The sequence below is a fragment of the uncultured Gilvimarinus sp. genome, from assembly GCF_963975215.1.
In the GTDB taxonomy this organism is placed as follows: domain Bacteria; phylum Pseudomonadota; class Gammaproteobacteria; order Pseudomonadales; family Cellvibrionaceae; genus Gilvimarinus.
This window is the reverse complement of sequence record NZ_CAXBFW010000020.1, coordinates 20,664-42,866: the sequence shown is the minus strand read 5'-3', so window position 1 is coordinate 42,866 and position 22,203 is coordinate 20,664. Positions and strand designations below refer to the sequence as shown.

At 54.2% G+C, this 22,203-nt stretch carries 23 protein-coding genes, 2 tRNA genes and 1 other RNA gene; 22 read left to right on the top strand and 4 right to left on the bottom strand.

Features of this window, described 5'->3' with window-relative positions; genetic code table 11:
- Positions 1 to 41: 41 nt before the first annotated feature.
- Positions 42 to 995 (top strand): magnesium/cobalt transporter CorA, encoded by a 954-nt coding sequence (corA, locus tag AAC019_RS12925; RefSeq protein WP_339899390.1) that lies wholly within the window; start codon positions 42 to 44, stop codon positions 993 to 995.
- A 156-nt stretch (positions 996 to 1,151) separates the two neighbouring features.
- Positions 1,152 to 2,255, top strand: a complete 1,104-nt coding sequence (locus tag AAC019_RS12920) for a phosphoribosylaminoimidazolesuccinocarboxamide synthase (RefSeq protein ID WP_339899389.1) — start codon at positions 1,152 to 1,154, stop codon at positions 2,253 to 2,255.
- Between the two features lie 25 nt (positions 2,256 to 2,280).
- Here the strand turns inward: AAC019_RS12920 and AAC019_RS12915 are convergent, their stop codons facing one another.
- A complete protein-coding gene (locus tag AAC019_RS12915; protein ID WP_339899387.1) occupies positions 2,281 to 2,607 on the bottom strand; it encodes a hypothetical protein in 327 nt (108 codons plus the stop codon).
- 76 nt (positions 2,608 to 2,683) lie between these two features.
- On the opposite strand from AAC019_RS12915, the gene queE reads away from it, so the two are divergent.
- The 10 genes from queE (at position 2,684) to AAC019_RS12865 (ending at position 9,219) form a co-directional block, all read left to right on the top strand.
- Positions 2,684 to 3,334: a 7-carboxy-7-deazaguanine synthase QueE gene (gene queE / locus AAC019_RS12910; protein ID WP_339899386.1), complete on the top strand. Its 651-nt coding sequence runs from the start codon at positions 2,684 to 2,686 to the stop codon at positions 3,332 to 3,334.
- A 29-nt stretch (positions 3,335 to 3,363) separates the two neighbouring features.
- Positions 3,364 to 4,038: a 7-cyano-7-deazaguanine synthase QueC gene (gene queC / locus AAC019_RS12905; RefSeq protein WP_339899385.1), complete on the top strand. Its 675-nt coding sequence runs from the start codon at positions 3,364 to 3,366 to the stop codon at positions 4,036 to 4,038.
- Between the two features lie 174 nt (positions 4,039 to 4,212).
- Positions 4,213 to 4,288, top strand: a tRNA-Lys gene (locus AAC019_RS12900).
- 92 nt (positions 4,289 to 4,380) lie between these two features.
- Positions 4,381 to 4,456, top strand: a tRNA-Lys gene (locus tag AAC019_RS12895).
- A gap of 13 nt (positions 4,457 to 4,469) precedes the next feature.
- Positions 4,470 to 4,587, top strand: a non-coding RNA gene (locus AAC019_RS12890) — RtT sRNA.
- Positions 4,588 to 4,750: 163 nt separating this feature from the next.
- Entirely contained in the window at positions 4,751 to 5,809 is a 1,059-nt protein-coding gene (nadA, locus tag AAC019_RS12885) for a quinolinate synthase NadA (protein ID WP_339899384.1), read from the top strand.
- Between the two features lie 132 nt (positions 5,810 to 5,941).
- Positions 5,942 to 6,817 (top strand): 4-hydroxy-tetrahydrodipicolinate synthase, encoded by an 876-nt coding sequence (gene dapA / locus AAC019_RS12880; RefSeq protein WP_339899383.1) that lies wholly within the window; start codon positions 5,942 to 5,944, stop codon positions 6,815 to 6,817.
- Positions 6,818 to 6,835: 18 nt separating this feature from the next.
- Positions 6,836 to 8,002: an outer membrane protein assembly factor BamC gene (gene bamC / locus AAC019_RS12875; protein ID WP_339899382.1), complete on the top strand. Its 1,167-nt coding sequence runs from the start codon at positions 6,836 to 6,838 to the stop codon at positions 8,000 to 8,002.
- A 44-nt stretch (positions 8,003 to 8,046) separates the two neighbouring features.
- A complete protein-coding gene (locus AAC019_RS12870; RefSeq protein WP_339899381.1) occupies positions 8,047 to 8,829 on the top strand; it encodes an MBL fold metallo-hydrolase in 783 nt (260 codons plus the stop codon).
- 123 nt (positions 8,830 to 8,952) lie between these two features.
- A complete protein-coding gene (locus AAC019_RS12865) occupies positions 8,953 to 9,219 on the top strand; it encodes a PilZ domain-containing protein (protein ID WP_339899379.1) in 267 nt (88 codons plus the stop codon).
- A 28-nt stretch (positions 9,220 to 9,247) separates the two neighbouring features.
- Here AAC019_RS12865 and AAC019_RS12860 read toward each other — a convergent pair whose 3' ends face one another.
- Entirely contained in the window at positions 9,248 to 9,790 is a 543-nt protein-coding gene (locus AAC019_RS12860; RefSeq protein ID WP_339899378.1) for a leucine-rich repeat domain-containing protein, read from the bottom strand.
- 96 nt (positions 9,791 to 9,886) lie between these two features.
- Here AAC019_RS12860 and AAC019_RS12855 point away from each other — a divergent pair, with 96 nt between their 5' ends.
- Positions 9,887 to 10,534 (top strand): OmpA family protein, encoded by a 648-nt coding sequence (locus tag AAC019_RS12855; protein WP_339899377.1) that lies wholly within the window; start codon positions 9,887 to 9,889, stop codon positions 10,532 to 10,534.
- Positions 10,535 to 10,660: 126 nt separating this feature from the next.
- A complete protein-coding gene (locus AAC019_RS12850) occupies positions 10,661 to 11,470 on the top strand; it encodes a class I SAM-dependent methyltransferase (protein ID WP_339899376.1) in 810 nt (269 codons plus the stop codon).
- Here the strand turns inward: AAC019_RS12850 and AAC019_RS12845 are convergent.
- The gene (locus AAC019_RS12845) at positions 11,460 to 11,726 is read right to left on the bottom strand and encodes a hypothetical protein (protein WP_339899375.1); all 267 of its coding nucleotides are present in this window, start codon (positions 11,724 to 11,726) and stop codon (positions 11,460 to 11,462) included. The genes AAC019_RS12850 and AAC019_RS12845 overlap by 11 nt on opposite strands.
- Positions 11,727 to 11,845: 119 nt before the next feature.
- On the opposite strand from AAC019_RS12845, the gene AAC019_RS12840 reads away from it, so the two are divergent.
- From AAC019_RS12840 to AAC019_RS12825, 4 genes are all read left to right on the top strand, one after another.
- Entirely contained in the window at positions 11,846 to 12,511 is a 666-nt protein-coding gene (locus tag AAC019_RS12840) for a 2OG-Fe(II) oxygenase (RefSeq protein ID WP_339899374.1), read from the top strand.
- A gap of 91 nt (positions 12,512 to 12,602) precedes the next feature.
- Complete coding sequence (locus AAC019_RS12835) at positions 12,603 to 14,051, top strand: circularly permuted type 2 ATP-grasp protein (protein WP_339899373.1); 1,449 nt, start codon at positions 12,603 to 12,605, stop codon at positions 14,049 to 14,051.
- Positions 14,051 to 15,007: an alpha-E domain-containing protein gene (locus AAC019_RS12830; RefSeq protein ID WP_339899372.1), complete on the top strand. Its 957-nt coding sequence runs from the start codon at positions 14,051 to 14,053 to the stop codon at positions 15,005 to 15,007. The genes AAC019_RS12835 and AAC019_RS12830 overlap by 1 nt, the downstream gene beginning before the upstream one ends.
- Positions 15,004 to 16,053, top strand: a complete 1,050-nt coding sequence (locus AAC019_RS12825) for a putative zinc-binding metallopeptidase (RefSeq protein WP_339899371.1) — start codon at positions 15,004 to 15,006, stop codon at positions 16,051 to 16,053. Before AAC019_RS12830 ends, AAC019_RS12825 begins: the two co-directional genes overlap by 4 nt.
- On the opposite strand, the gene AAC019_RS12820 is transcribed toward AAC019_RS12825, so the two are convergent.
- Complete coding sequence (locus tag AAC019_RS12820; protein WP_339899370.1) at positions 16,050 to 16,796, bottom strand: proteasome-type protease; 747 nt, start codon at positions 16,794 to 16,796, stop codon at positions 16,050 to 16,052. The two genes, AAC019_RS12825 and AAC019_RS12820, sit on opposite strands and share 4 nt — an antisense overlap.
- A gap of 173 nt (positions 16,797 to 16,969) precedes the next feature.
- On the opposite strand from AAC019_RS12820, the gene AAC019_RS12815 reads away from it, so the two are divergent.
- From AAC019_RS12815 to AAC019_RS12800, 4 genes are all read left to right on the top strand, one after another.
- Positions 16,970 to 18,577 carry a YdiU family protein gene (locus tag AAC019_RS12815; protein WP_339899369.1) on the top strand — a complete coding sequence of 536 codons (1,608 nt, stop codon included), beginning with the start codon at positions 16,970 to 16,972 and terminating at the stop codon, positions 18,575 to 18,577.
- A 1,191-nt stretch (positions 18,578 to 19,768) separates the two neighbouring features.
- Complete coding sequence (locus AAC019_RS12810; RefSeq protein ID WP_339899368.1) at positions 19,769 to 20,317, top strand: hypothetical protein; 549 nt, start codon at positions 19,769 to 19,771, stop codon at positions 20,315 to 20,317.
- A 94-nt stretch (positions 20,318 to 20,411) separates the two neighbouring features.
- Positions 20,412 to 21,161 carry an abortive infection family protein gene (locus AAC019_RS12805; protein ID WP_339899367.1) on the top strand — a complete coding sequence of 250 codons (750 nt, stop codon included), beginning with the start codon at positions 20,412 to 20,414 and terminating at the stop codon, positions 21,159 to 21,161.
- A gap of 91 nt (positions 21,162 to 21,252) precedes the next feature.
- On the top strand, positions 21,253 to 22,203 hold the full coding sequence (locus AAC019_RS12800) for a DUF5655 domain-containing protein (RefSeq protein WP_339899366.1): 951 nt from the start codon (positions 21,253 to 21,255) through the stop codon (positions 22,201 to 22,203).

Here is a 22,203-nt window from a genome sequence, read left to right as displayed (position 1 = left end):
ACAGAGTACACTTATTGGGTCAGTCGTATGGAGTGTGAAGCATGCTAAGAATGTTCGATATTCAGGGCGCAAAATTACGGGACCAGAACGTCGACCCGGAAAATGTTCGGGCGGCGATGGCCGAGGCGGTATGGATTGATGCGGCAGAGCCCACGGATGACGAGCGTGAAGAGCTAAACACTTTTTTGCGGGCCGAGTTGCCTGAGTCGGACGATGTTGAGGAGATTGAGTTCTCGGCGCGCTACTTTCAGGATAACGCCGGCATTCACGTCCACTCGTTGTTCTTGTCACCCACAGAGGGGCGTCACTCTACGACCACCGTTGCCTTTATCTTGCAGGATAAACGGCTGATTACGTTGCGCGACGGCGAGCTGGCTGATTTTCGCTTGTTGCGCATGCGCGCCCGGCGCGGTCAGGTTCAGGCTCACTCGCCGCAAGATTTGCTGATTACCATGTTCGAGCAAAAGGTCGAGAACCTCGCCGATGTGCTGGAGGATATTCACCGCAAGCTGGAAGACGTGAGTCACACGGTGCTGGAGGATGACGACGCCGACCTGGAAGATGCGATCGATCGGCTGGCTAAGCTTGAGGATAGTAACGGTAAAATTCGTCTGTGCTTGATGGATACCCAGCGCTCGATCTCGTTTTTGCAGCGCCATTTGCGGGAGCATTTTGAGCTGCAGGAAACAGCCCGCGAGATTAAACGGGATGTGGATACGCTAATGTCACACACGGCGTTTTTGTTCGACAAGATCAACTTCCTGATGGACTCCACTCAGGGTTTTATCAATATCGAGCAAAACCAAATCATTAAAACCTTCTCGATTGCGGCGGTGATCTTTTTACCGCCCACGGTGGTGGCCAGCTTTTACGGGATGAACTTTGAGTTTATCCCCGGTTTGCACTGGGAGTGGGGCTATATGACCGGCACCGCAATTATGCTGGTATCGGCGATTGCGCCCCTGTGGTACTTCAAGTGGAAGGATTGGCTTTAAGGCTCAGATGCTTGCGCCTGTTCCGGTTGCCCACCCGGGCAACGGCTGGTGTTGTCAGCGTGCCGTTTGCAGCAAAAGCGTGCCTCCGGTGCGCTAATCTGCTAATATCGCCGCTTTTTCACCTCCCCTAATTTGCGCAGCGAAAGGGCTTTGCTTATGAGTCTGGCAGACAGAGTGCTCGCCGTTAATAACGATTTACCCATTCGCACCAAGCAGCCGGTTCACAGCGGTAAGGTGCGCAGTGTGTACTGGCTGACTGACGCCGATAGCCGCCGCCTGATTGCCGAAAAAGGCTACGATGTGGCCGCCGATGCGCCGCTGGCGATTATGGTTATCAGTGACCGGATCTCTGCATTCGATTGCATCTGGCACGGTGAGGGCGGCATGCAAGGTGTGCCGGGAAAAGGCGCGGCACTTAACGCGATTTCCAATCACTGGTTTCGTTTGTTTCGCGAGCAGGGGCTGGCCGATAGCCATATTCTGGATATTCCGCACCCGTTTGTCTGGATCGTGCAGAAAGCTCGCCCGGTGAAGATTGAGGCGATTTGCCGCCAGTACATTACCGGCTCTATGTGGCGGGATTACGCAAAAGGCGGCCGTGAGTTTTGCGGCATCGAGCTTCCCGATGGCCTGAAAAAAGATCAAAAGTTGCCGGAGCTGTTAATTACGCCGTCGACCAAAGGTATTTTGAGTGGCATCCCCGGCGTGCCTGAGGCGGATGATGTAAACATCACCCGCGCGGATATAGAGGCCAACTACGAGGCCTTTAACTTTAAAAGCAAAGATGACATCGAATACTACGAGCGCCTGTTAAAAGAGGGGTTTGCTGTAATCAGTGCAGCGCTGGCCGAGCGGGATCAAATTTTCGTCGATACCAAGTTTGAGTTTGGGTACGTCACCGACGCCGCCGGTAAAGAAAAGCTGATTTACATGGACGAGGTGGGTACCCCGGATTCATCGCGTATTTGGGATGGCCCGAGCTACCGTGAAGGCAAAGTGGTCGAGAAATCAAAAGAAGCGTTTCGCCAGCAGCTGCTGAACTACTTTCCCGACCCAGACATTTTGCTGAATAAAGATCGTATGGCTGAGCGCCAGGCGCTGGCTAAAGAGAATGCGCTACCCGAGGCGGCATTGCTGCAGGTGTCGGAGACCTACCGCGATATCGCCGAGAAAATTACCGGTGAGGCTATTGTGTTAAGCGATAATCCTAAGCAGGAGATTATTGATATTCTGCGCAACGATTACGGTCTTATCGACTAGGCTATTGGCTGCAACTGGGGGCGGGCTAGCTCTCCCACTCCCAGCGCAGCGGCTCGCCAAACTCGTCGTAAATAATTTTTTTGCGAGCGCGGCTGTGCTTTTTAGGTTGCGCGATGCGCTCTGGGGGCTTGGGTTTGCGGCGCTGTTCAATGGCCGCGATCGCCTCAGACACCGGTGTACGGGTGTCTGATTCGGCCTTTTTATCAAATACATGGGGTAGGGGCTGGCGGTTATCAGTACGCCCCGAGATGCCTCGCGGCACTTCGTTTATGGCGCCGCCATGCTCAAGATACTCGCGCATTTGCGCGTCCAGTTCTTGGCGCTGCTCCTTTTTGGATTTGGCCGGTTTCATCAATGGTCCTGCGGCAGTTGTCGCATAGCCGCTTAGAATATCAGTTCCCGGCGCCCGGCGCCAAGCAGATCACTTTATGAATGCAGCAACCGTTAAAATCACTGAAATCTTTTACTCGCTGCAGGGGGAGTCTAATACCTCTGGCCGGCCCACCGTATTTGTGCGTTTAACGGGGTGCCCGTTGCGTTGTCAGTACTGTGATAGCGAATACGCTTTTTACGGCGGCGAGCGGATGAGTATCGCGGCTGTACTAGAGCAGGTTGCCAGTTACAAGCCGCGCTACGTGTGTGTAACCGGCGGTGAGCCTATGGCGCAGCGCACGTGCCCCGAGCTGCTGACAGCCTTGTGTGATGCCGGCTATCGGGTTTCACTGGAAACCAGTGGTGCTATGTCCCTGGAGTCTGTCGATGAGCGGGTCGTTAAGGTGATGGACCTAAAAACGCCGGGCTCAGGTGAGTCGCACCGCAACCTGTGGGAGAATCTCGCGACGTTAAAGTCGAGCGATCAAATTAAATTTGTGATTTGCTCCCGTGACGATTACGACTGGGCGCGCCTGAAAATCGACGAGCGGCAACTGGCGGAGCGGGTTGACGATGTGCTGATGTCGCCAAGCTTCGGTCAGGTGGACGAGCGTGAGCTGGCCGAGTGGATTGTGGCCGATAATTTGCCCGTGCGCTATCAGTTGCAACTGCATAAGCTGCTGTGGGATGACAGCCCGGGCCATTAAATTTTGTTAATTGATTGAGAAAGTACGTCATGAGCCAGAAAAAAGCAGTCGTGTTAGCGTCCGGTGGTTTGGATTCGACCACCGCGCTGGCTATTGCCCGGGCCGAAGGGTTTGAATGCTACAGTATTAGTTTTGATTACGGCCAAAGAATGCGTGCCGAGCTGGTGGCCGCCGAGCGTGTTGCTCGCTCACTGGGAAGTGTAGAGCACAAGGTGATTAAGCTGGATTTGGGGGCCATTGGCGGCTCGGCCTTAACCGACACCAGTATTGATGTGCCGCAAGAGCAAACTCAAGGGGTGCCCGTCACCTATGTGCCGGCACGCAATACCGTGTTTTTATCCATTGCTTTAGGTTGGGCCGAGGTGCTGGAGGCCGACGATATTTTTATCGGCGTTAATGCGGTGGATTACTCCGGTTACCCGGATTGTCGCCCCGATTACATAGCCGCCTATGAAACCATGGCAAACCTGGCTACACGGGCCGGTACAGAGGGTCACAAACTGCGAATTCGCACCCCGCTGATCGATTTGAGTAAAGCGGAAATTGTGCAGCAGGGCATTGCTCTGGGGGTTGATTACGGTTTGACGGTGTCCTGTTATCAGGCCGACGATGATGGGCGCGCCTGTGGTGGTTGCGATAGCTGCCGGTTGCGTCGCCTTGGTTTTGCGGCGGCGAATGTGGCAGACCCCACCAGGTATCGCTAGTGCCGGTGTTTTTTTCAGCTAGGTTGGTAAGTTATTGATCAATTGCCATTTATTACTAAACTATTGCAAAAAACCGCTTGTTTTTTCTGATCAAATCATTATTATGTGCGCCTCTTTTAGGGCGATAGCAGCAACGTTTTGGCCGTCTGCCAAAACACGTAAACGCCGTAAAATGGGTCGTTAGCTCAGTTGGTAGAGCAGTTGGCTTTTAACCAATTGGTCACTGGTTCGAATCCAGTACGACCCACCATATTTAGCCCGCAAGGGCGTGTCTGCTGGGTGTTTTTTGCAATTCAGTACGACAGATAGAAAGTGCGCTTTAGCGCTGCATGTAAAAGTTTTGGGTCGTTAGCTCAGTTGGTAGAGCAGTTGGCTTTTAACCAATTGGTCACTGGTTCGAATCCAGTACGACCCACCATATTTAGCCCGCAGGGCAGCAGCGGTTGTTTGGATGAGAACCGGTTCGAGTCGAGCGATAGCGAGATAACGTCGCCGGAGGCGACGGCCCGCAGGGTGAGGCGAAGCCGAATAATCCAGTACGACCCACCATATTAGAAGGGCCAGAGGATCTCCTCTGGCCCTTTTTTATTGGCTGGGTTTTCGCTCTGTCGCATCCGTATTCCCTTTCTCATATATGTTAGAATAACGCGCTTTATAGGCCGTAGGCCCTTGCTAGAACCCGCAACCGGCGGGTGTGACCGTGGTAATCAATATGTCCCAAGATACTATTTCCGCCGTACCGCCTTTGGCGTCAGACCGCAAAGTGGTGCAGGATCACTTGGCGGGCATTAGCTCCGAGCCGGAATTGACCCCAGAGCAGCAAGCCGAGCTTAAAGCGCGGATCAAGCGTTTGCTCGTAGAGCACAACGCGGTGCTGGTCGCACATTATTATACCGATCCGGTCATCCAGGAGCTGGCCGAAGAAACCGGCGGCTGCGTCTCAGACTCGCTAGAGATGGCGCGCTTTGGTAAAGAGCACAGCGCCTCTACGTTGGTGGTGGCCGGCGTCAAGTTTATGGGCGAGACGGCGAAAATCCTTACCCCCCATAAACGCGTGCTGATGCCAACGCTCGAGGCGACCTGCTCGCTGGATATTGGCTGCCCCGCCGATGAGTTTGCGGAGTTTTGTGATGCTCACGCCGATCGCACCGTGGTGGTGTACGCCAATACCTCGGCGGCGGTTAAAGCCCGTGCCGATTGGGTAGTTACCTCCAGTATTGCGCTGGACGTGGTTGATCATCTGGATAAGCTGGGCGAGAAAATCCTCTGGGCCCCCGATAAGCATTTGGGTGCCTATGTGCAAAAGCAAACCGGTGCCGACGTGCTGCTGTGGGATGGCGCGTGTATTGTGCACGAAGAGTTTAAAGCCAAAGGCATAGAAGACTTAAAGACGCTCTACCCGGACGCGGCGGTACTGGTGCACCCCGAGTCACCGCAATCGGTGGTTGAGCTGGCGGACGTGGTCGGCTCTACCTCGCAGTTGATTAATGCCGCCGAAACCCTGCCCAATCGCGAGTTTATCGTCGCGACAGATCAGGGTATCTTTTATAAAATGCAGCAGCGCTGCCCCGATAAGGTGTTTCATGTTGCGCCAACGGCCGGTAGCGGTGCCACTTGCCGCAGTTGCGCTAATTGCCCGTGGATGGCGCTTAATGCGCTGGATAATCTGGCCTCTGTGTTCGAGCGCGATGACAACGAGATTTTTGTCGATCCGGGGCTGGCAGAGCGGGCCATGAAACCCCTGCAGCGGATGCTCGACTTTAAAAAATGACGCTTGTGTGAGCCTCTGGCGGTGCGTAACATGTCGCCAGAGCTTATCGCAGTGTGTTTGTGTGGCGATCTGTCCGCCCCAAACTTAGAGCGCCGTTAGCGCGCCTGTGTGTACCCCTGAGTTGGAGAACCTATGATTCAAGGCAGTATGGTTGCTTTGGTAACCCCCATGAACCCCGATAACAGTGTTGACTGGCCGGCCTTGTCCCGGCTGTTGGACTGGCATCTGGAGCAGGGCACTCACGCGATTGTCGCGGTGGGTACCACTGGCGAATCCGCCACATTAAATGTCGATGAGCATTTGGCGGTGATAAACCATGTGGTTAACCAAGTGGCTGGTAAGATACCCGTTATTGCCGGTACGGGCGCCAACTCAACCTCGGAGGCCATCGAGCTGACCGAGGGCGCAAAACAGGCCGGTGCCGACGCCTGCCTATTGGTGACCCCGTACTACAACAAGCCGACCCAGCGAGGCTTGTACTTACACCACGAGGCCATTGCCAAGGCTGTTGATATTCCGCAACTGCTGTACAACGTACCTGGGCGCACGGCGGTGGATATGCAGCCCGATGTGGTGTTAGAGCTGGCACAGCTGCCTAATATTATTGGTATTAAAGAGGCGACGGGCGATATGGTACGCGCCAAGGCCATTATTGATGCGGCTCCCGATGGCTTTAAGGTTATTTCCGGCGACGACGAAACCGCCGTTGAATTGATGTTGTTGGGCGGTCATGGGGATATTTCTGTGACTGCCAATGTCATACCCGGCAAGCTGGCACAAATGTGCGAGCTGGCCATTGCCGGCAAAGCCGATGAAGCCCGTGCGATTAACGACTCACTGATGTCGCTACACCGCGCGATGTTTCTCGAGGCCAACCCGATCCCGGTTAAGTGGGCGCTGGCCGAAATGGGGATTATTAACCCCGGTATTCGCTTGCCGATGACAGAGTTGTCTGAGGTGTACCACGAGCAGGTTCGCACCGCATTACGTGAAGCTGGACTGATTTAAAAGATTGAAGACGTCAAGATGATAAAAACAACTTCCCTTCGGGGCGTAAGTGTATTGGGCTTGGTGGCGATGCTATCGGGCTGTGGAGTTTTTTGGGGCGATGAGGCGTACTTTCGCAATCGCGAGGGCGACTATCAAAAAGCCGACAATATTGAGCCGTTAAAAGTACCTCAGGGTATGCAGGGCGAAAAACTCGGTGAGCGCTACCCAATCCCGCCGATCACCGAGAGTGAGTTTGACGATATCGCCCAAGAGGGCAGTGCGGAAGTGCCGCGCCCACAGCCACTTGCCACCAACCTGATGCAAGAGAACGTTAAGATTCAGCGGCTTGCCGACGAGCGCTGGATTTTGATGAATGTCTCCCCCGGTGAAGTCTGGCCACGGGTGCGCGCCTTCTTAAATGAAAACAACGTCGATGTCGCCACGGCCGATATTGAGCGCGGTTTAATCGACAGCTATTGGCTGCAGTTTAAGTCGGACCTGAGTACGTCTGATCGCTATCGCGTGCAGATCGATCAGGGGGTACAGCCCGAGACCAGTGAAATTCATGTACTTCACCAAAGTGTTCAAGGCGATAGCCCAAGCGACGATTTGCAGTGGCCCGCCGCCTCTAGCTCGTCCGAGCGCGAAGCGTGGTTATTGGATGAGCTGGCGGCAGCGCTGGCCCGCGATGAAACCATTGGCGGCACTTCTTTGTTGGCTCAGGCGATTGGTGGCGACGCCAAGTCGGCGTTAGTGGTTGAGCAAAATGAGCCGGTCATGAAAATTCGCTTAAGTGAGGCGCGTGCCAACGCAACGCTTTACCATGCCATGCGCCAGGACGGTTTTGCCATTTACGACAGCCAGCCGGACGACGGTGTCTACTACCTGCATTATCAGCCGGTCGAGCCGGAAAACGACAGCTGGTTTAGCGGTTGGTTTTCGAGCGATAAAGAGCTCGTGGCCACAAGCCCCTACAGCGTGGCACAACTGTTAACGGTGGTGCCGCAAGGTGAAGCTTTTGCCAAGGCGCCGTTGTCGAACCGTGCGGCAGAATCCAGCTTTCCCGACGCGCCCGGTTACTTGCTGTTTATCGAAGGCGAGGCCAATAACTACACTGTGCGTTTACGCGACCCTTACGGCAAGCGTTTGGATCCGCGCAAGTCGCGCGACTTGCTGACGTTACTGCGTAAAAATCTTATTTAATATCCGGCGCCGTTAACGGCGCCAGGCTCAACGAAGGAACCTATATGCGGGTGGCGTCCCTCGGTAGTGGCAGTCGTGGTAATGCTACTTTGGTCGAGTGGTCCGACGGCGCACTGCTGATCGACTGCGGTTTTAGCGTTAAAGAAACCAGTGCCCGGCTGCAGCGGCTGGGCAAGTCGGGCACAGATCTCAGTGCCATTATCGTTACTCACGAGCATACCGATCACATTAAAGGCGTTGCCGCTTTGGCGCGGCGCTTTAACTTGCCTGTGTACATGACCCCAGGCACCTACCACAGCCGCGATCTCGGCACATTACCTAAGCTCCACTTAATTGAGGCTTACCAGAGCTTTGCACTGGGGGCGTTAATGGTCGAGCCCGTTGCGGTGCCCCACGATGCGCGTGAGCCCGCACAATTTATTTTTAGCTGTGGCGGCTTGCGCTTGGGGGTGCTAACCGATTTGGGCACCGTCTCGCCTCACGTGGAAGATAGATACCAAGATTGCGATGCGCTGGTGCTAGAGGCAAACCACGACCCGATGATGCTGGCGGGTGGGCCATACCCCCCGTCGTTAAAAAATCGGGTGGGCGGGCCCTGGGGGCACTTGAGCAACCAGCAGGCCGCAGGTTTTTTGGCGCGAATCGATCGCAGCCGGCTGCAATACTTAGTGATTGCCCATATCAGCCAAAAAAATAACTCGGTTGAGCGAGCCCGCGAGACTTTATTGCCTGTGACGGCCGATATCCCCGAGGTGATTTACGCCTGCCAGGATGAAGGCTTTGGCTGGTTATCACTGGCGCCCAAGTCAGCTGAGCTCAGCGCTTGAGTCGGCGTCAAAATTAGCTAATATAACAGTGACGCAGGTTGTTTTTGCTCGCTCCGGTGTAGCAAAGGCCCTGCATATTAAGGTTCTGTCTGCCAGAATCAACTGTATCTAAGGAGTTTACCGGTGATAGAGCGTCGCCAGCACGAGCGCACCAGCCGCAGTATTCGGGTGGAAATGCGCCACCCCGCCTTTGGCACCCTAATAGGGTTTACCATGGATATTTCGGATGGCGGTGCTCAGGTTAAGGTAGATAACCAGCCTCTGCCGCCTGTGGGCACTGAGGTGGCAGTGCTGTTTCGCAAAGTGGTGGGCCCGATTAACTCCGAGCCTGTCACAATGCGTGTGGTGCGTCAGTTTCGTAACACCCTCGGGCTGGTGTTTGTCGCCTAGCCTTTTTTAGCCAGATCGGGCCTCCAGGTTAGTGGCAGCTTTGCGGGGCGAGTAACATGCCGCGGTTTTCTTTAACCGCCGTCTCCAGCTGCGCCACATCCCGACAGTCGGCGATGGGGTTGCCCTCCAGATCCAGCTCGACCAGCTTAATTAAGCGCAGTAACGGCTCGGCACTGGCAATGTTGTTATTGCCCAATAGGGCCACCTCTAGCCGCCCCAGCTTTTCTAACGGTTTGATATCCCCGATACTGTTGTCGCCCAAATCTAGCTGTACCAACGCGTAAAATGTGGCAATTCCCTCGAGTGACTCAATGCCGGCGTGGGTGCAGCGCAGGCGGGTTAAGTCCACCGCGCGGGTGATGCGCTCGTCCCTAACGGTTTGCTCGATACAGCGGGCCAGGTTTGGGTCGCTGACCTGGTAGTCGCGCAGCAGAGGTTTAGGGGTATAAACCACGTTGTCGTTAATTGAAACATCGTAATGGCTGCAGCCGCTAACCAGGCAGAGCAATCCAATTGTGGCTATAACTACGTAGCCTCGGTAGCGGCTTACGTTAGGTGAAGAACAAAACATGCTCAGATCCGTATAAATGTGAAAACTTGCGCGTCATTTTGGCGTCATATGGTATAGCATACCCCTGATTGGTTCTCAGATGATAAGGAAACCTCTATGAAAAAGTTACTAGCAGCAACATTGGTGTGTTCACTGGCGGCCTGTACGACAACCGACCCCTATACCGGTGAAAACAAAACATCTAACTCCACAGCTGGCGCTGTTATCGGTGCGGTGGCGGGTGCTGCGGTAGGTGTGGCCTCGTCCAGTAAAAAAGACCGCGGCAAAGGTGCGCTGACAGGTGCCGTGGCCGGTGGCGCTATCGGCGGTGGTGTGGGCTACTACATGGATAAACAAGAAACCGAGTTGCGCCAGCAATTGCAGGGCAGCGGCGTGCAGGTACAGCGCAATGGCGATCAGATCAACCTGATTATGCCCGGCAATATTACCTTTGAAACCGGCAAATACGATATTCGCCCGCAGTTTCACGATGTATTGGATTCGGTAGCAACCGTGTTGGTGGAATTTAATAAAACCGCTGTAAACATTGGCGGTCATACAGATTCCACCGGCTCTGATGATTTTAACCAACTGCTGAGTGAGCGCCGGGCGCAAAGCGTGCGCGATTATTTGGGCCAGCGCAAAGTGGCTTACAACCGAATGAACGCTACCGGTTACGGCCCCCGTTATCCCGTGGCCAATAACTCGAGCTCAGCCGGGCGCGAGCAAAATCGCCGGGTCGAAATCCAGTTGTCGCCTTTATAGTCGTTCGCACGGCTTTTGATTTGATACTATAGCCGCCTTTAATAGGCGGCTTTTTATTGCCCGCTTACCCCTAATATTGCTACGGGTTGCCCAGTGGCGCTTGCGGTTATTGGTAAAGGCCAGATCATGGTAAACACGCTTGTTATCGTTAATGACTCCAGCCGTCGCACAGAGGCCGCCAGCGCCGCGCGAGCGCTTGGGTGCGAGCTGCTAATCGAAGCGGACCCGCGCGAGCTACGCGAGCCCGAATTTGTGTTGCTGTTTGCCGCCGATGGCGTCAGCTTGCAGCAAACCGGGCGCAAGGCGCCGGGGCCGGTTAAAGTCGATTTTTTATCGGGCGCCGTAAACCACCGTCGCCTGTTTGGCGGCGGCAAGGGCCAGATGATTGCCAAAGCCGTTGGGGTTAAGGCGCGTGTTAAGCCGCGGGTGTTGGACACTACCGCGGGGCTGGGGCGCGACGCCTTTGTACTGGCAACGCTGGGTTGTCAGGTGGCTATGCTGGAGCGATCACCATTGGTGTGGGCGCTGCTTAACGACGGTTTACAGCGCGCCCAATTGGACGCGGATGCGGAGCTTGCCGAGATTGTCGCGCGCTTGAGTTTATCCAGTATGGACGCGCGCGATTACCTGCAAGCGCCACCTGCCGATGTAGCACCACCGGATGTGATTTATCTCGACCCGATGTTCCCCTCGCGGGGCAAGTCGGCCGATGTAAAAAAAGAGATGCAAGCGTTTCATCAGGTGGTGGGGGCAGATACCGATGCCGCGGATTTACTGGGCAGTGCGCGGGCATTAGCGACCTACCGGGTGGTGGTTAAAAGGCCGCGCAAGGCGCCAGACTTGGCTGATGTCGAGCCGAATTACCGTTTGGAGGGCAAGGCTAGTCGGTTTGACGTTTATACCCGCCAGAAACTGCCCGATGAGCTCAATCCTTAGGTTTTTGCCAGAACGCGTAAAGTCGCCCCAGCAGCATACGCACTTGTGCCAGCATTGCGATGACAAACCCCAGTGCCGTAATAAGCAAGCCTGTCAGGGTGACCACCTCCTGAGTTAGGCTGGGGGTAAGCAGTTGCGAGGCGCCAAATATAACCACCAGACCGGCAAAAAATATCATGCAGCCGAGTCGAAACTGCCGAAAGCTCTGTGCCAGTGGCACGTTAATATGGCGGTACAATCGCTGCCTTAATGGCACAGGGTAGGTCTCCTTGGGCGGGTCGAGTGCGTATTAGGCTAGCATATCGTCGCCGGGTTGAAAAAAGCTTGCGCCCGTCCCCTGGCTGACGTATACAGGCGGTTTACTGAGATTCCCCCATGCCCGATCCGGCCCACTCCCAACCTGTTTCTAAACCGATACCAGAGTCGACTTTTGATGCGTTAGCCGATGCTTTGGTCGAGCGCGGTTATGCGGTGCTCGATAACCTTTTGGGAGAGGCGTTAATTACGGCGCTTAGAGCGGAGTTTGACCACCCAGACTGTCAGTTTAAAACGGCGGGCATTGGTCGCGAAGAAGATCATGCCATCGCGTTGGATATTCGCGGCGACCGTATTTGCTGGATAGAGGGCGGCTCGGCCGCGGCGGCGGCATTTTTGGCGGCTATGGAGACTCTGCGGCTGGCGCTAAACCGCCGTTTGTTTATGGGCCTATTTGATTACGAGAGTCATCTGGCGTACTACCCGGTGGGTACGTTTTACAAGAAGCATGTGGATGCTTTTGTGGGGCGCTCAAACCGTGTGCTCTCGACTGTGTTGTACCTAAACCCCAGCTGGGCCGAAGGAGACGGTGGTGAGCTGGTGCTCTACGATGAAGCAGGCGCAGCCGTGGTCGAGAAACTGTGCCCCGAAGCGGGTCGGCTGGTGGTGTTTTTAAGCGAGCGGTTTCCCCACGAGGTACTGCCCGCCCGGCGGGAGCGCTACAGTGTGGCCGGCTGGTACCGCGTTAATAGCAACACCACGGGCAGGGTCGATCCGCCGGCCTAGTTTTTGTTGAGGTGGTATAAGCTGTGCATTAGCTCTAGACTGGGTCGAGTAAGCCATCAAGGTGACGGCATAGCCGTTTAACGGAGTCATAATGCAAATCGATTGGCGGGAATATCAAAGCGGTGAATTTTACGATGAGTTAATCAGCACCCCCGGCAACCCCCGCCGGGCGGCGCGGATGCTGGCAAAGCATCTGGCGAGTTTGTCCGGTGACGATATCGCCGAGCGCAAACTCTCGGCCGAGCTTGCCATCAAAACCATGGGCATCTCTTTTACCATCTATTCCGAGGCCGGCAATATTGACCGGGCTTGGCCGTTCGATATTATCCCGCGCATTATTCCGCAGCGTGAATGGCAGGTGACCGAGCGAGGTTTAACTCAGCGGTTGCAGGCGCTTAATTGTTTTATTGATGATATCTACAACGAGCAGAACATCGTCAAAGATAAAATTTTACCGGCGGACATTCTTGCAGGCTCTGCCAATTTTCGCCCCGAATGTGTGGGTATGAAGCCCGCCTTTGGGGTGTGGGCGCATATCTGCGGCAGCGATTTGATACGCGACAACGACGGTGCGTTTTATGTGCTGGAAGATAATTTACGTGTGCCTTCCGGTGTGTCTTATATGTTGGAAAATCGCAAAGTCACCAAGCGAGTCTTTCCGGAGCTGTTCGAAAACCACAATATTTTACCGGTAACCGAATACCCGGCGCAGTTGTTTGATACGCTTGCCGCGATTTCTCCCAGGCCGCTCGAGTTTCCCGAGATAGTGGTGCTAACCCCCGGTATTTATAACTCCGCCTACTTCGAGCACTCGTATCTGGCTCAGCAAATGGGGGTCGAGCTGGTGGAGGGTAGCGATTTGGTGGTGGAGGACGACCACGTCTTTATGCGCACCATTAACGGGTTGTCGCGGGTGGATGTGATCTACCGCCGTATCGATGATTTATTTCTCGACCCGGAAGCGTTTAACCCCGACTCGGTGCTTGGGGTGCCGGGCTTGATGCGTGCCTGGCTTAAAGGCAACGTGGCTATCGCCAACGCACCTGGCGCCGGTGTGGCCGATGACAAAATTATCTATACCTTTGTGCCACAAATGATTAAGTACTATTTGGGGGAAGATCCTATTTTGCCCAACGTGCCAAGCTACCTGTGTTGCGACAAAACGCAGCGCGACCACGTGCTGCAAAACCTGGATAAGCTCGTGGTTAAGCCCGCCAATGAGTCCGGTGGCTACGGTATGTTAATCGGCCCCCAGGCAAGCAAAAAAGAGCGTGAAGAGTTTGCCCGGCGTATTAAAGCCGAACCGCGTAATTACATTGCGCAACCGCTTATTGCGCTCTCGACAACGCCAATTATTGGCAGTAAAAATGCCGAGCCGCGCCACATCGATTTGCGCCCGTTTGTTTTGCAGGGGCGGACCAGCAGTGTAACCGCCGGCGGTTTAACCCGTGTGGCGATGCGCAAAGGCTCGTACGTCGTTAATTCGTCCCAGGGTGGTGGTAGTCAGGATACCTGGGTTGTCGTTGAGGAGGGCAAATAATGTTATCCCGAGTGGCAGAGCGAATTTACTGGTTGGGCCGATACATGGAGCGCTGCGAGAGCAGCGCGCGGCTGGTTAACGTCAACACCAAATTACTGCTGGATTTACCTCGCGGCGTAAGAGTCGGCTGGGGTACGTTAGTGGATATCAGCGGCGGTACTGAGTACTTTCAAAAGGATGCCGATCTGGCCGATGAGCGAGCGGTTATGCGCTTTATGTTGTCGGATACGGCCAACCCCAGTTCGATTAAAAACTCTATCGGTTTTGCTCGCGAGAACGCCCGTATAACCCGCGAGATTATGCCCTCAGAGGTGTACGAGCTAATTAATGACCTCTACTGGTATTTGGATGAACACCTCAGTAAGGGCGGGGCGCGCCGCGAACGGCATGTTTTACTGGAAACTGTGATTGAAAAAGTGCAGCAGTTTACCGGTATGTTGGCCGGCTGCATGAGCCAGAGCGATGCCTACCGCTTTATACAACTGGGGCGCAATTTAGAGCGGGCCGATATGACCTCGCGTATTGTGGACGTCGGGGCGCGCCGCATTTTAGAGCCGGCGGCAAAAGACGATGACACCTCCGAGCCCTTTGAAAATATTTTGTGGATGAGTGTGCTGCGCTCGCTCAGTGGTTTTCAGATGTACCGCCAACATGTGCAGGATCGCATTAATGCCGAGGATGTGGTGACCTTTTTGTTTCAGGATAAAAGTTTTCCGCGCTCGGTCGAGCACTGTTTGGGTGAGGTGGCCGATTGCTTTGCGCGGTTGCCTAATAGTGAAGATGCGACAAGCTTATTGGCCGGCGTGCGCCGCCGCATTAAATTGGCGCAGTTTGCTGAGTTAATTGATCAGGGTAATTTGCACGAGTACATCGATGCGGTGCAAACCGATGTTGCCGAAACTCACAAAGTGATTGCCGCCACCTGGTTTTTGCCCGTTGTGCAGAGTGCCCCGTGATAGATTTTCATTGTCAGTGTGGCACCCGTGTATTTTTTCGTAATACCCAGTGTTTAACGTGTCAGCGGCTGCTGGGTTTTGATTCGGTGGGTTTTACCATGGTGTCTTTGCGCCCGGTGGCAGAGGCCGATAAAACACTGCGCGATGAGGCCACCGGTAAAGAGTTTCGCTACTGCGGCAACTACTACGACTACAATGCCTGTAACTGGTTGCTGCCCGTGGCTAGCCGCCAGCGCTTTTGTGTGTCTTGCCGCCTGAATAAAACTGTTCCCGACCTGAGCCATCGTATTAACGTCGAGCGCTGGATTAGTCTCGAGTCGGCCAAACGCCATACGCTTTACTCAATTTTGCGGTTGGGTTTGGCGCTAACGCCGGCCAATAACCGCAACGTAAAGCTAGAGTTTGCGTTTTTGGAAGACGGCCGCACCAACGCCGAATTTGCCGATACGTTTGTCTCTACCGGTCACCGCAGCGGCCTGATTACCATTAATCTGGCCGAGGCAGATACAGCCTACCGCGAGCGGGTACGCGAGCAGCTGGGTGAAAGTTACCGTACGCTGCTGGGGCATTTTAGGCACGAGATTGGCCACTATTATTACGAGCTGCTAGTGGCATCTACCGCGTGGCGCGAGCCTTTTGAGGCGCTGTTTGGCAACCCCGATGAAGACTACAACAGCGCGTTAAAGCAACACTATGGTGCGGTGCAAAATAACTGGATGCCCGAGTACATCAGCGCTTATGCGCAATCGCACCCTCTAGAAGATTGGGCCGAAACCTGGGCGCACTATCTGCATATGATCGACACGTTAGAAACGGCCGGTCAGTTTGATGTTATGCAGCTAAAAGGCGAGGCGGCCGAAGGGCGAGGCGTACTCAATAAGCCGTTTGCCGAGCTGGTGGATACCTGGCTGGAGTTGTCTGTAAAGCTTAATGCGCTGAATCGCAGTATGGGTATGCGCGATGCCTATCCGTTTGTCATTACCGACCCGGTGTACGCCAAGTTAGATTTTATTCACCGGGTGGTGGGGAATTCGGGTACGGGTTAATCCAGCTCGAGCGGGGTGTCCGCGGCCAGCGGTGGCAGGCGGTCAAAAGCTTCAATCAGGTTCTGGTTCCAACTGCGGGTTAACGAGCGCAAATAGTCGTCGTCTTCCTCAAAGCGCATGCGCTGCAGGCTAAAACTGTCCACGGGGTAAACCCCAAGGTCGATGGGCGGCCCCACGGTTAAGTTACTGCGCATGGTCGAATCCATCGATACCAGCGCGCAGCGCCCGGCAATCTCGAGCGAGGTGCCGGCGGTTAAAATACGATCCAAAATGGGTTTGCCGTATTTGCTCTCGCCAATTTGCAGGTAAGGCGTGTCTTTGGAGGTGGTGATGTGGTTGCCCTGCGGGTAAACCATCGCTAAACGGGGTTTGTCGCCCCTTATTTGCCCGCCAATAATAAACGATGCCTCAAAGCTGGCGCCGCCATTGGGGCCATCGGGTGTGCTGTGACGATCTTGCTCTTGCCGGCTGATTTCCCCTAAGTAACTGGCCGCCTCGCTCATGTCGGGCATGGTTTTTAGGCTGTTGGCGGCGTTATCGCGCAAATCGCGCTTGACCTGCGACACCACCGCCTGGGTGGTGGCCAGGTTACCGGCCGACAAAATCACAAATTGCCGCTCGTCCGGCACCTCAAAATGATACATTTTGCCATAGGTGCTGACCTGATCGACCCCGGCATTGGTGCGCGAGTCGGAGCAGAAGACAAGGCCGGCATCGGTGGTAATGGCAACGCAGTAGGTCATAAATCGGGCAACCGTGAGGAGTGTTAAGGCCGCCTAGATTAAGTTGAGTTCCCGGTAGCGTCAAGGCTGATTCACTGTCATTTGCATCCTGTGTGTTGGCGCATGTTTCTAACGGCCGCTTTGGGGGCGCAACTGGCCGGGTGCTACAATGCCCGTTTTTGCGAGGCAGAACTATGGTGGGGTTAGATCAGCTCGAGTTCGATAACCGCTTTGTGCACGAGCTGCCCGGAGACGAAAGCGCCGATAACACGCCCCGGCAGGTGCACGGCGCCTGCTATTCACGGGTAACTCCCAGAGTCTGTAGCAAGCCGCAGTTGTTATCGGTGGCGCCCGGGGTGGCCGAGCTGCTGGGGTTGGACTTGGCGGCGACCGAGCGCGATAACCTGGCCCGGGTGCTTACCGGCAACCACCAGTTGGCGGGCATGGAGCCATACGCGATGTGCTACGGCGGCCACCAATTTGGCAACTGGGCCGGCCAGCTGGGCGACGGCCGGGCTATTAACCTCGGCGAGCTTACCCATCAGGGCCAGCATTGGACGCTCCAGCTCAAGGGCGCGGGGTTAACCCCTTACTCACGCCACGCCGATGGTTTGGCTGTGTTGCGCTCATCGGTGCGCGAGTATCTGTGCAGCGAGGCAATGCACCACTTGGGCGTACCCACCACCCGGGCTCTAAGCTTGTCTCTCACCGGCGATACCGTGCTGCGGGATATGTTTTACGATGGCAACCCGGAGTACGAGCCGGGGGCCGTTGTCTGCCGTGTGGCGCGCTCGTTTGTGCGCTTTGGCTCATTTGAGATTTTTGCCAGCCGCGGCGAGCACCAGGTGCTTAAGCAGCTCGCCGACTTTACCCTGCGCAACGACTTTCCTGACTTGCTGGCCGGCCGCGAGCCGGGCCCGGAGGTCTACGTCGAGTGGTTGGCTGAAGTAGCCGCCCGCACCGCCCGTACCATTGCCCACTGGATGCGGGTGGGGTTTGTTCACGGGGTGATGAATACCGACAACCTATCCATAATTGGCGACACCATCGATTACGGCCCCTATGGCTGGCTAGAGGGCTATGACCCCGAGTGGACGCCCAACACCACTGATGCTCAGCACAAGCGTTATGGCTACGGCGCGCAGCCCAATATTGGCCTGTGGAATCTGGTGCGCCTCGCCAATGCTATTTACCCCTTGGTGGGCGAGGCCAAGCCACTGGAAGAAGCGCTGGAGGTTTACGGCGAGACCTTTGCCCAGTGTCGCGCGGCGGATATGGCCGCCAAACTGGGTTTTGCTCAATACCAGCAAGACGATGGCGAGCTAATCGAGTCGCTGTTAGAGCTGCTTACCCTGACCGAAACCGACATGACACTCTTTTTTCGCCAGCTGGCGCAGGTGGATATAAGCCCACAAGCCGCTCAGTTGAGCGAGGCCGAGCAGCTGGCGCCATTAATGACCGCCTATTATCAAGCCCCCTCACACAAGGTCATTAGCGCCACCTGCCAGTGGCTGGCCGATTACCGCCAGCGCAGCCAGCAGAGCCTCGCCGACAGCGGCGAAACCAACGCCGACCGCCAACGGCGTATGAACGCCGTTAACCCCAAATATGTGTTGCGCAATTACTTGGCGCAACAGGTGGTCGAGCGGGTAGAAGAGGGCGATACCGGCGCGGTGGATGAGCTGCTGGAGGTGTTGCGCCGGCCTTACGACGAACAACCCGAGTGGGAGCGCTATGCGCAAAAGCGGCCGGAGTGGGCGAGGGCGAAGCCGGGTTGTTCGACGTTGTCGTGTAGCTCGTGAGTTTTTGTTAGCCCGGTAACATTGGGCTAATGGGAGCGGTGGGCGCTTTACTGCCGTCTTTCCCGCGAAGGCGGGAATCCAGTGGCTTTGGGTTAAACGGCTGAGTTACGGTTACTTCGTTTAGGTAGTGAGGTTAAACGACTTACTCGTGTTTAGTCTTCAGTTTGGTTGCCTTAGTCGCTGGGCGTGGCGAAGTACTTTTCTTTGCTTGGAGCTTTCGCAGCTTATTTAGTTTTCCCGTACAGGTTTATGGCGATTAGCTTAGTTCAATGACAGGCTGATGTAGCTACAAAGCACCGCTTATCAATCTCCTGCAGCCAGCCGAGCGCAGGCCTATTTTAGGGGGTAAGCACGCATGGAAGCGTGCGCAAGCATCGCCACGCCATGGAGGGCGTGTCGACGCGGCCCGCTAAAATTGGCCGGAGCGAGGGGACCCGAATCGCTACAGGGATGTAGCTGAATAGAACAACGCAGGAGCAGTTGTCGAGGGCTGAGATGCCGGGGTGCGTTTGACGTGAATGGATGCGCTAATGCAGCGAGCGCATGGAGGCGCAGGAGCAGCATTGATTACTTCTTGTCGCACAACAAGAAGTAATTCGCCCGCCCGGCGACTGAGGGCAAGCAGATTGAAGGACGGGTGATTGTAAGTCGTATGGCTGCTGTACGTCTAACGACGTTAACTTACTTTTGGATGAAATAGAGTGTCGCCAAGGCGAGTTTTCGTTTATATGCCCGAGTCGCCGGGCGTGGCGAAGTACTTTTCGTTTCGCGACGAAAAGTACTCAAAAGGCGCGCCCCCACATATCCAGCCCTGCGGGTGCCCTCATTCCAACCGATTTTTGCAGGCCGCATCGACACGCCGTCCATGGCGTGGCGATGCTTGTGCGCACGTCCTGTGCGCGTACCCCCAAAAATAGGTCTCCATTCGGCTGTATCTACGGGGGAGGCCAAAAGCGCTGCTCCGTAGTTGGTTTGGAGGTGCGGTTGCGTTTATTCCTATGGCGTAATATTCTGCGTTAAACATAAGCGCCAAGCGCACTTTTCCCGGACAAGGAATCGTCAGAAATGTCATGTTTCTCTTTTTATTTAAAGACCCTCTGCCGACTCTTGATTCAATCTCTACCGGAGATAGGTTTCCGTGGGGAATGTGAATCAGTCACACTAATTTGCTGTTAACTTCCACGAGGAAATATGGAGCATTTTGTAGAAATCATAAAAGCGCTTGCTTGGCCTGTAGCAGTGATTTGGATGAGCTTTATATTTCGTGCAGAAGTCAGGGCTCTGCTTAGCCGTGTTTCGACCTTCAAATACAAAGATGTAGAGGCAAGTTTTGGGCAAAGCCTAGAAAAAGCTGAGAGTGAGGCCAGAAACATAAAATCACCGGTTAAGACGAACGGCTCAGAATCCGAAAGCTCTCAAATTGAGCAGCTTCTTAGGATTTCAGAGGTCTCGCCTAGAGCTGCTGTAGTCGAAGCGTGGACACTAATTGAAACTGCGGCAATGAAAAACGGCTTAGTTATGGGCGGTGTTATAAAACGAACAAACCCCAAAATGATACTAAGCCGCCTTGAAGAGTCTGGTAAGTTTTCGCCTGAAAGCATTAATTTGTTGAACGAGCTAAGGCAAATAAGAAATAAAGCGTCACATTTGCCAGATTTCGCTGTAACTCAATCAGACGCTGAGCGCTATCTTGAGTTGGCAGTTAAAGGGGCCGCAGTAATATCAGCCGCAAAAAGTTAACCAGGCCAAGCACGGCGACAGCTTTTTCGTTCCGGCTTCGCCTCCACTACAAAGCTGCGCGTGTCGGCAACGTTATGTATTCGAGAGTAGATAGATGGTTTCAGGGTTAGAGCATTTAGAGACGCCGTTTGATCGGATGGAGTATCTCCAAAGCCTTCTGATCGACGAAGCTACGGGAGGATCTGGTGATAACGATCACTATCAAGCTCTGCGCGCGGAGCTTCTTGATAATCCTCTGTGCTCAAACTTGGTGCCGCGTTGGGTAAAAACGAATCGCAGCCTTCCCCAGTTTTGGCAGTTCATCAAATTCAAGTTTGACAATTATGCAGCTCGTCGCCACTTTATATGGAACGAATTCACTCCGTTGATGGAATTTCTGGAGGCCGGACAAGCATCGCCAGCCCAGAAAACCATCTCTGAAGTGCTAGATAATTTCGATTCTGAGAGCATCAAGTACGCTTGGGCAAAAGCACTCGAACGGAAAGTTAGTGATCCTGAAGGGGCAATCACTATATCGCGAACCATCCTTGAAAGTGTATGCAAACATATTCTTGATGATCGTTCCGTCAGCTACGACGCTAGCAGCATTGAGTTGTCTGAACTATATAAGCTTACGGCCAAGGAACTGAATATGGCGCCAGAGCAGCATGGCGAGCAAATCTTCAAGCAAATATTGGGCGGTTGTTCCGGAGTCGTGAACGGCTTGGGGACCCTGCGCAATAAACTAGGTGATGCGCACGGGAAGGTCAAGCTACCGGTTAAGCCCAAGGCGCGGCACGCAGAGCTTGCTGTAAATTTAGCAGGTTCTATGGCTTTGTTTCTCGTATCCACACACACTGGGTGAAATACATAACCATGCTAGTCAGCAGGATGTTCGCAAGCTCGCGCCTCTGCTGGCGGCACTAGAAGCCAAAAAGCTACGGAGCAATCATCAAGTGCCGATATTTGATATTTCAGGGGATAAGCTATCTGCCGTAGAGCAGAAGAACTTTGCTCTGGAAAAGGACTTGCAAACGCTGATCGAGAAAAACCTCGAAACTGTTTTCAATTGCCGGTTTGTCGCCAGCGAGTTTTCAACTGGCGCCCAGCACGCTGGGCGAATTGATAGCCTTGCTTTATCAGAAGAAGATAATCCGGTTATCATCGAATACAAGAAAGTCGAGTCATCGGAGCTCATCAACCAAAGTCTTTTTTATCTGCACTGGATTCAAGACCACAAAGGTGATTTCGAGATCGCGGTGCAAAAGAGGCTCGGAAGCGGTGTCAAAGTTGACTGGTCTGACGTGAGGGTAATCTGCATAGCGCCTAACTATAAGAAGTATGACTTGCACGCGGTGCAAGTCATGGGCGCAAATATCGAGTTATGGAAATATCGATTGTTCTCCAACGACTCAGTGTATCTTGAGGAGGTTTTCCACGCTTCAAAGTCAGCGGCTACATCTTCTGCGGCCATAACGACTGAGGCCGGATACAAAAATCCTGTTATGGTTGAGGCAGGTAAGAAAGCAGAACAGACTCGTGCCACTGCTATCTATACATTTGATGAGCGGCTTGAAGGGAAAACTGATGAAATTCGGGAGTTGACTGCAACGATCCGTGAGTTCATTCTGGGTTTGGATGAGTCAATCGAAGAGGTGCCGAAGAAATTCTATGTCGCCTACAAGGTCTCCCAAAATATCGCCTGCATGGAGGTCAAAGGCAAGAACATAAAACTTTTTCTCAAGCTTAAACCTTCAGATGTTCTTTGTGGAACGCCCAACTACCGGGATGTAACCTCAATTGGTCACTATGGTACGGGGGATGTCGAGTTCACGGTATCATCCGAATCTGAGTTTGAGCCGGTCAAGGAATTTATTGCCATGGCTTATAACAAAGTCGGTGGATAA

Coding starts and splice junctions, on each gene's coding strand:
- AAC019_RS12840 (WP_339899374.1), top strand. CDS start 11,846: ATGCCCGATCCGGCCCACTCCCAACCTGTTTCTAAACCGATACCAGAG.
- dapA (WP_339899383.1), top strand. CDS start 5,942: ATGATTCAAGGCAGTATGGTTGCTTTGGTAACCCCCATGAACCCCGAT.
- AAC019_RS12830 (WP_339899372.1), top strand. CDS start 14,051: ATGTTATCCCGAGTGGCAGAGCGAATTTACTGGTTGGGCCGATACATG.
- AAC019_RS12920 (WP_339899389.1), top strand. CDS start 1,152: ATGAGTCTGGCAGACAGAGTGCTCGCCGTTAATAACGATTTACCCATT.
- AAC019_RS12860 (WP_339899378.1), bottom strand. CDS start 9,790: ATGTTTTGTTCTTCACCTAACGTAAGCCGCTACCGAGGCTACGTAGTT.
- AAC019_RS12815 (WP_339899369.1), top strand. CDS start 16,970: ATGGTGGGGTTAGATCAGCTCGAGTTCGATAACCGCTTTGTGCACGAG.
- AAC019_RS12820 (WP_339899370.1), bottom strand. CDS start 16,796: ATGACCTACTGCGTTGCCATTACCACCGATGCCGGCCTTGTCTTCTGC.
- queC (WP_339899385.1), top strand. CDS start 3,364: ATGAGCCAGAAAAAAGCAGTCGTGTTAGCGTCCGGTGGTTTGGATTCG.
- AAC019_RS12915 (WP_339899387.1), bottom strand. CDS start 2,607: ATGAAACCGGCCAAATCCAAAAAGGAGCAGCGCCAAGAACTGGACGCG.
- AAC019_RS12805 (WP_339899367.1), top strand. CDS start 20,412: ATGGTTTCAGGGTTAGAGCATTTAGAGACGCCGTTTGATCGGATGGAG.
- nadA (WP_339899384.1), top strand. CDS start 4,751: ATGTCCCAAGATACTATTTCCGCCGTACCGCCTTTGGCGTCAGACCGC.
- AAC019_RS12870 (WP_339899381.1), top strand. CDS start 8,047: ATGCGGGTGGCGTCCCTCGGTAGTGGCAGTCGTGGTAATGCTACTTTG.
- AAC019_RS12835 (WP_339899373.1), top strand. CDS start 12,603: ATGCAAATCGATTGGCGGGAATATCAAAGCGGTGAATTTTACGATGAG.
- corA (WP_339899390.1), top strand. CDS start 42: ATGCTAAGAATGTTCGATATTCAGGGCGCAAAATTACGGGACCAGAAC.
- AAC019_RS12855 (WP_339899377.1), top strand. CDS start 9,887: ATGAAAAAGTTACTAGCAGCAACATTGGTGTGTTCACTGGCGGCCTGT.
- bamC (WP_339899382.1), top strand. CDS start 6,836: ATGATAAAAACAACTTCCCTTCGGGGCGTAAGTGTATTGGGCTTGGTG.
- AAC019_RS12850 (WP_339899376.1), top strand. CDS start 10,661: ATGGTAAACACGCTTGTTATCGTTAATGACTCCAGCCGTCGCACAGAG.
- queE (WP_339899386.1), top strand. CDS start 2,684: ATGAATGCAGCAACCGTTAAAATCACTGAAATCTTTTACTCGCTGCAG.
- AAC019_RS12810 (WP_339899368.1), top strand. CDS start 19,769: ATGGAGCATTTTGTAGAAATCATAAAAGCGCTTGCTTGGCCTGTAGCA.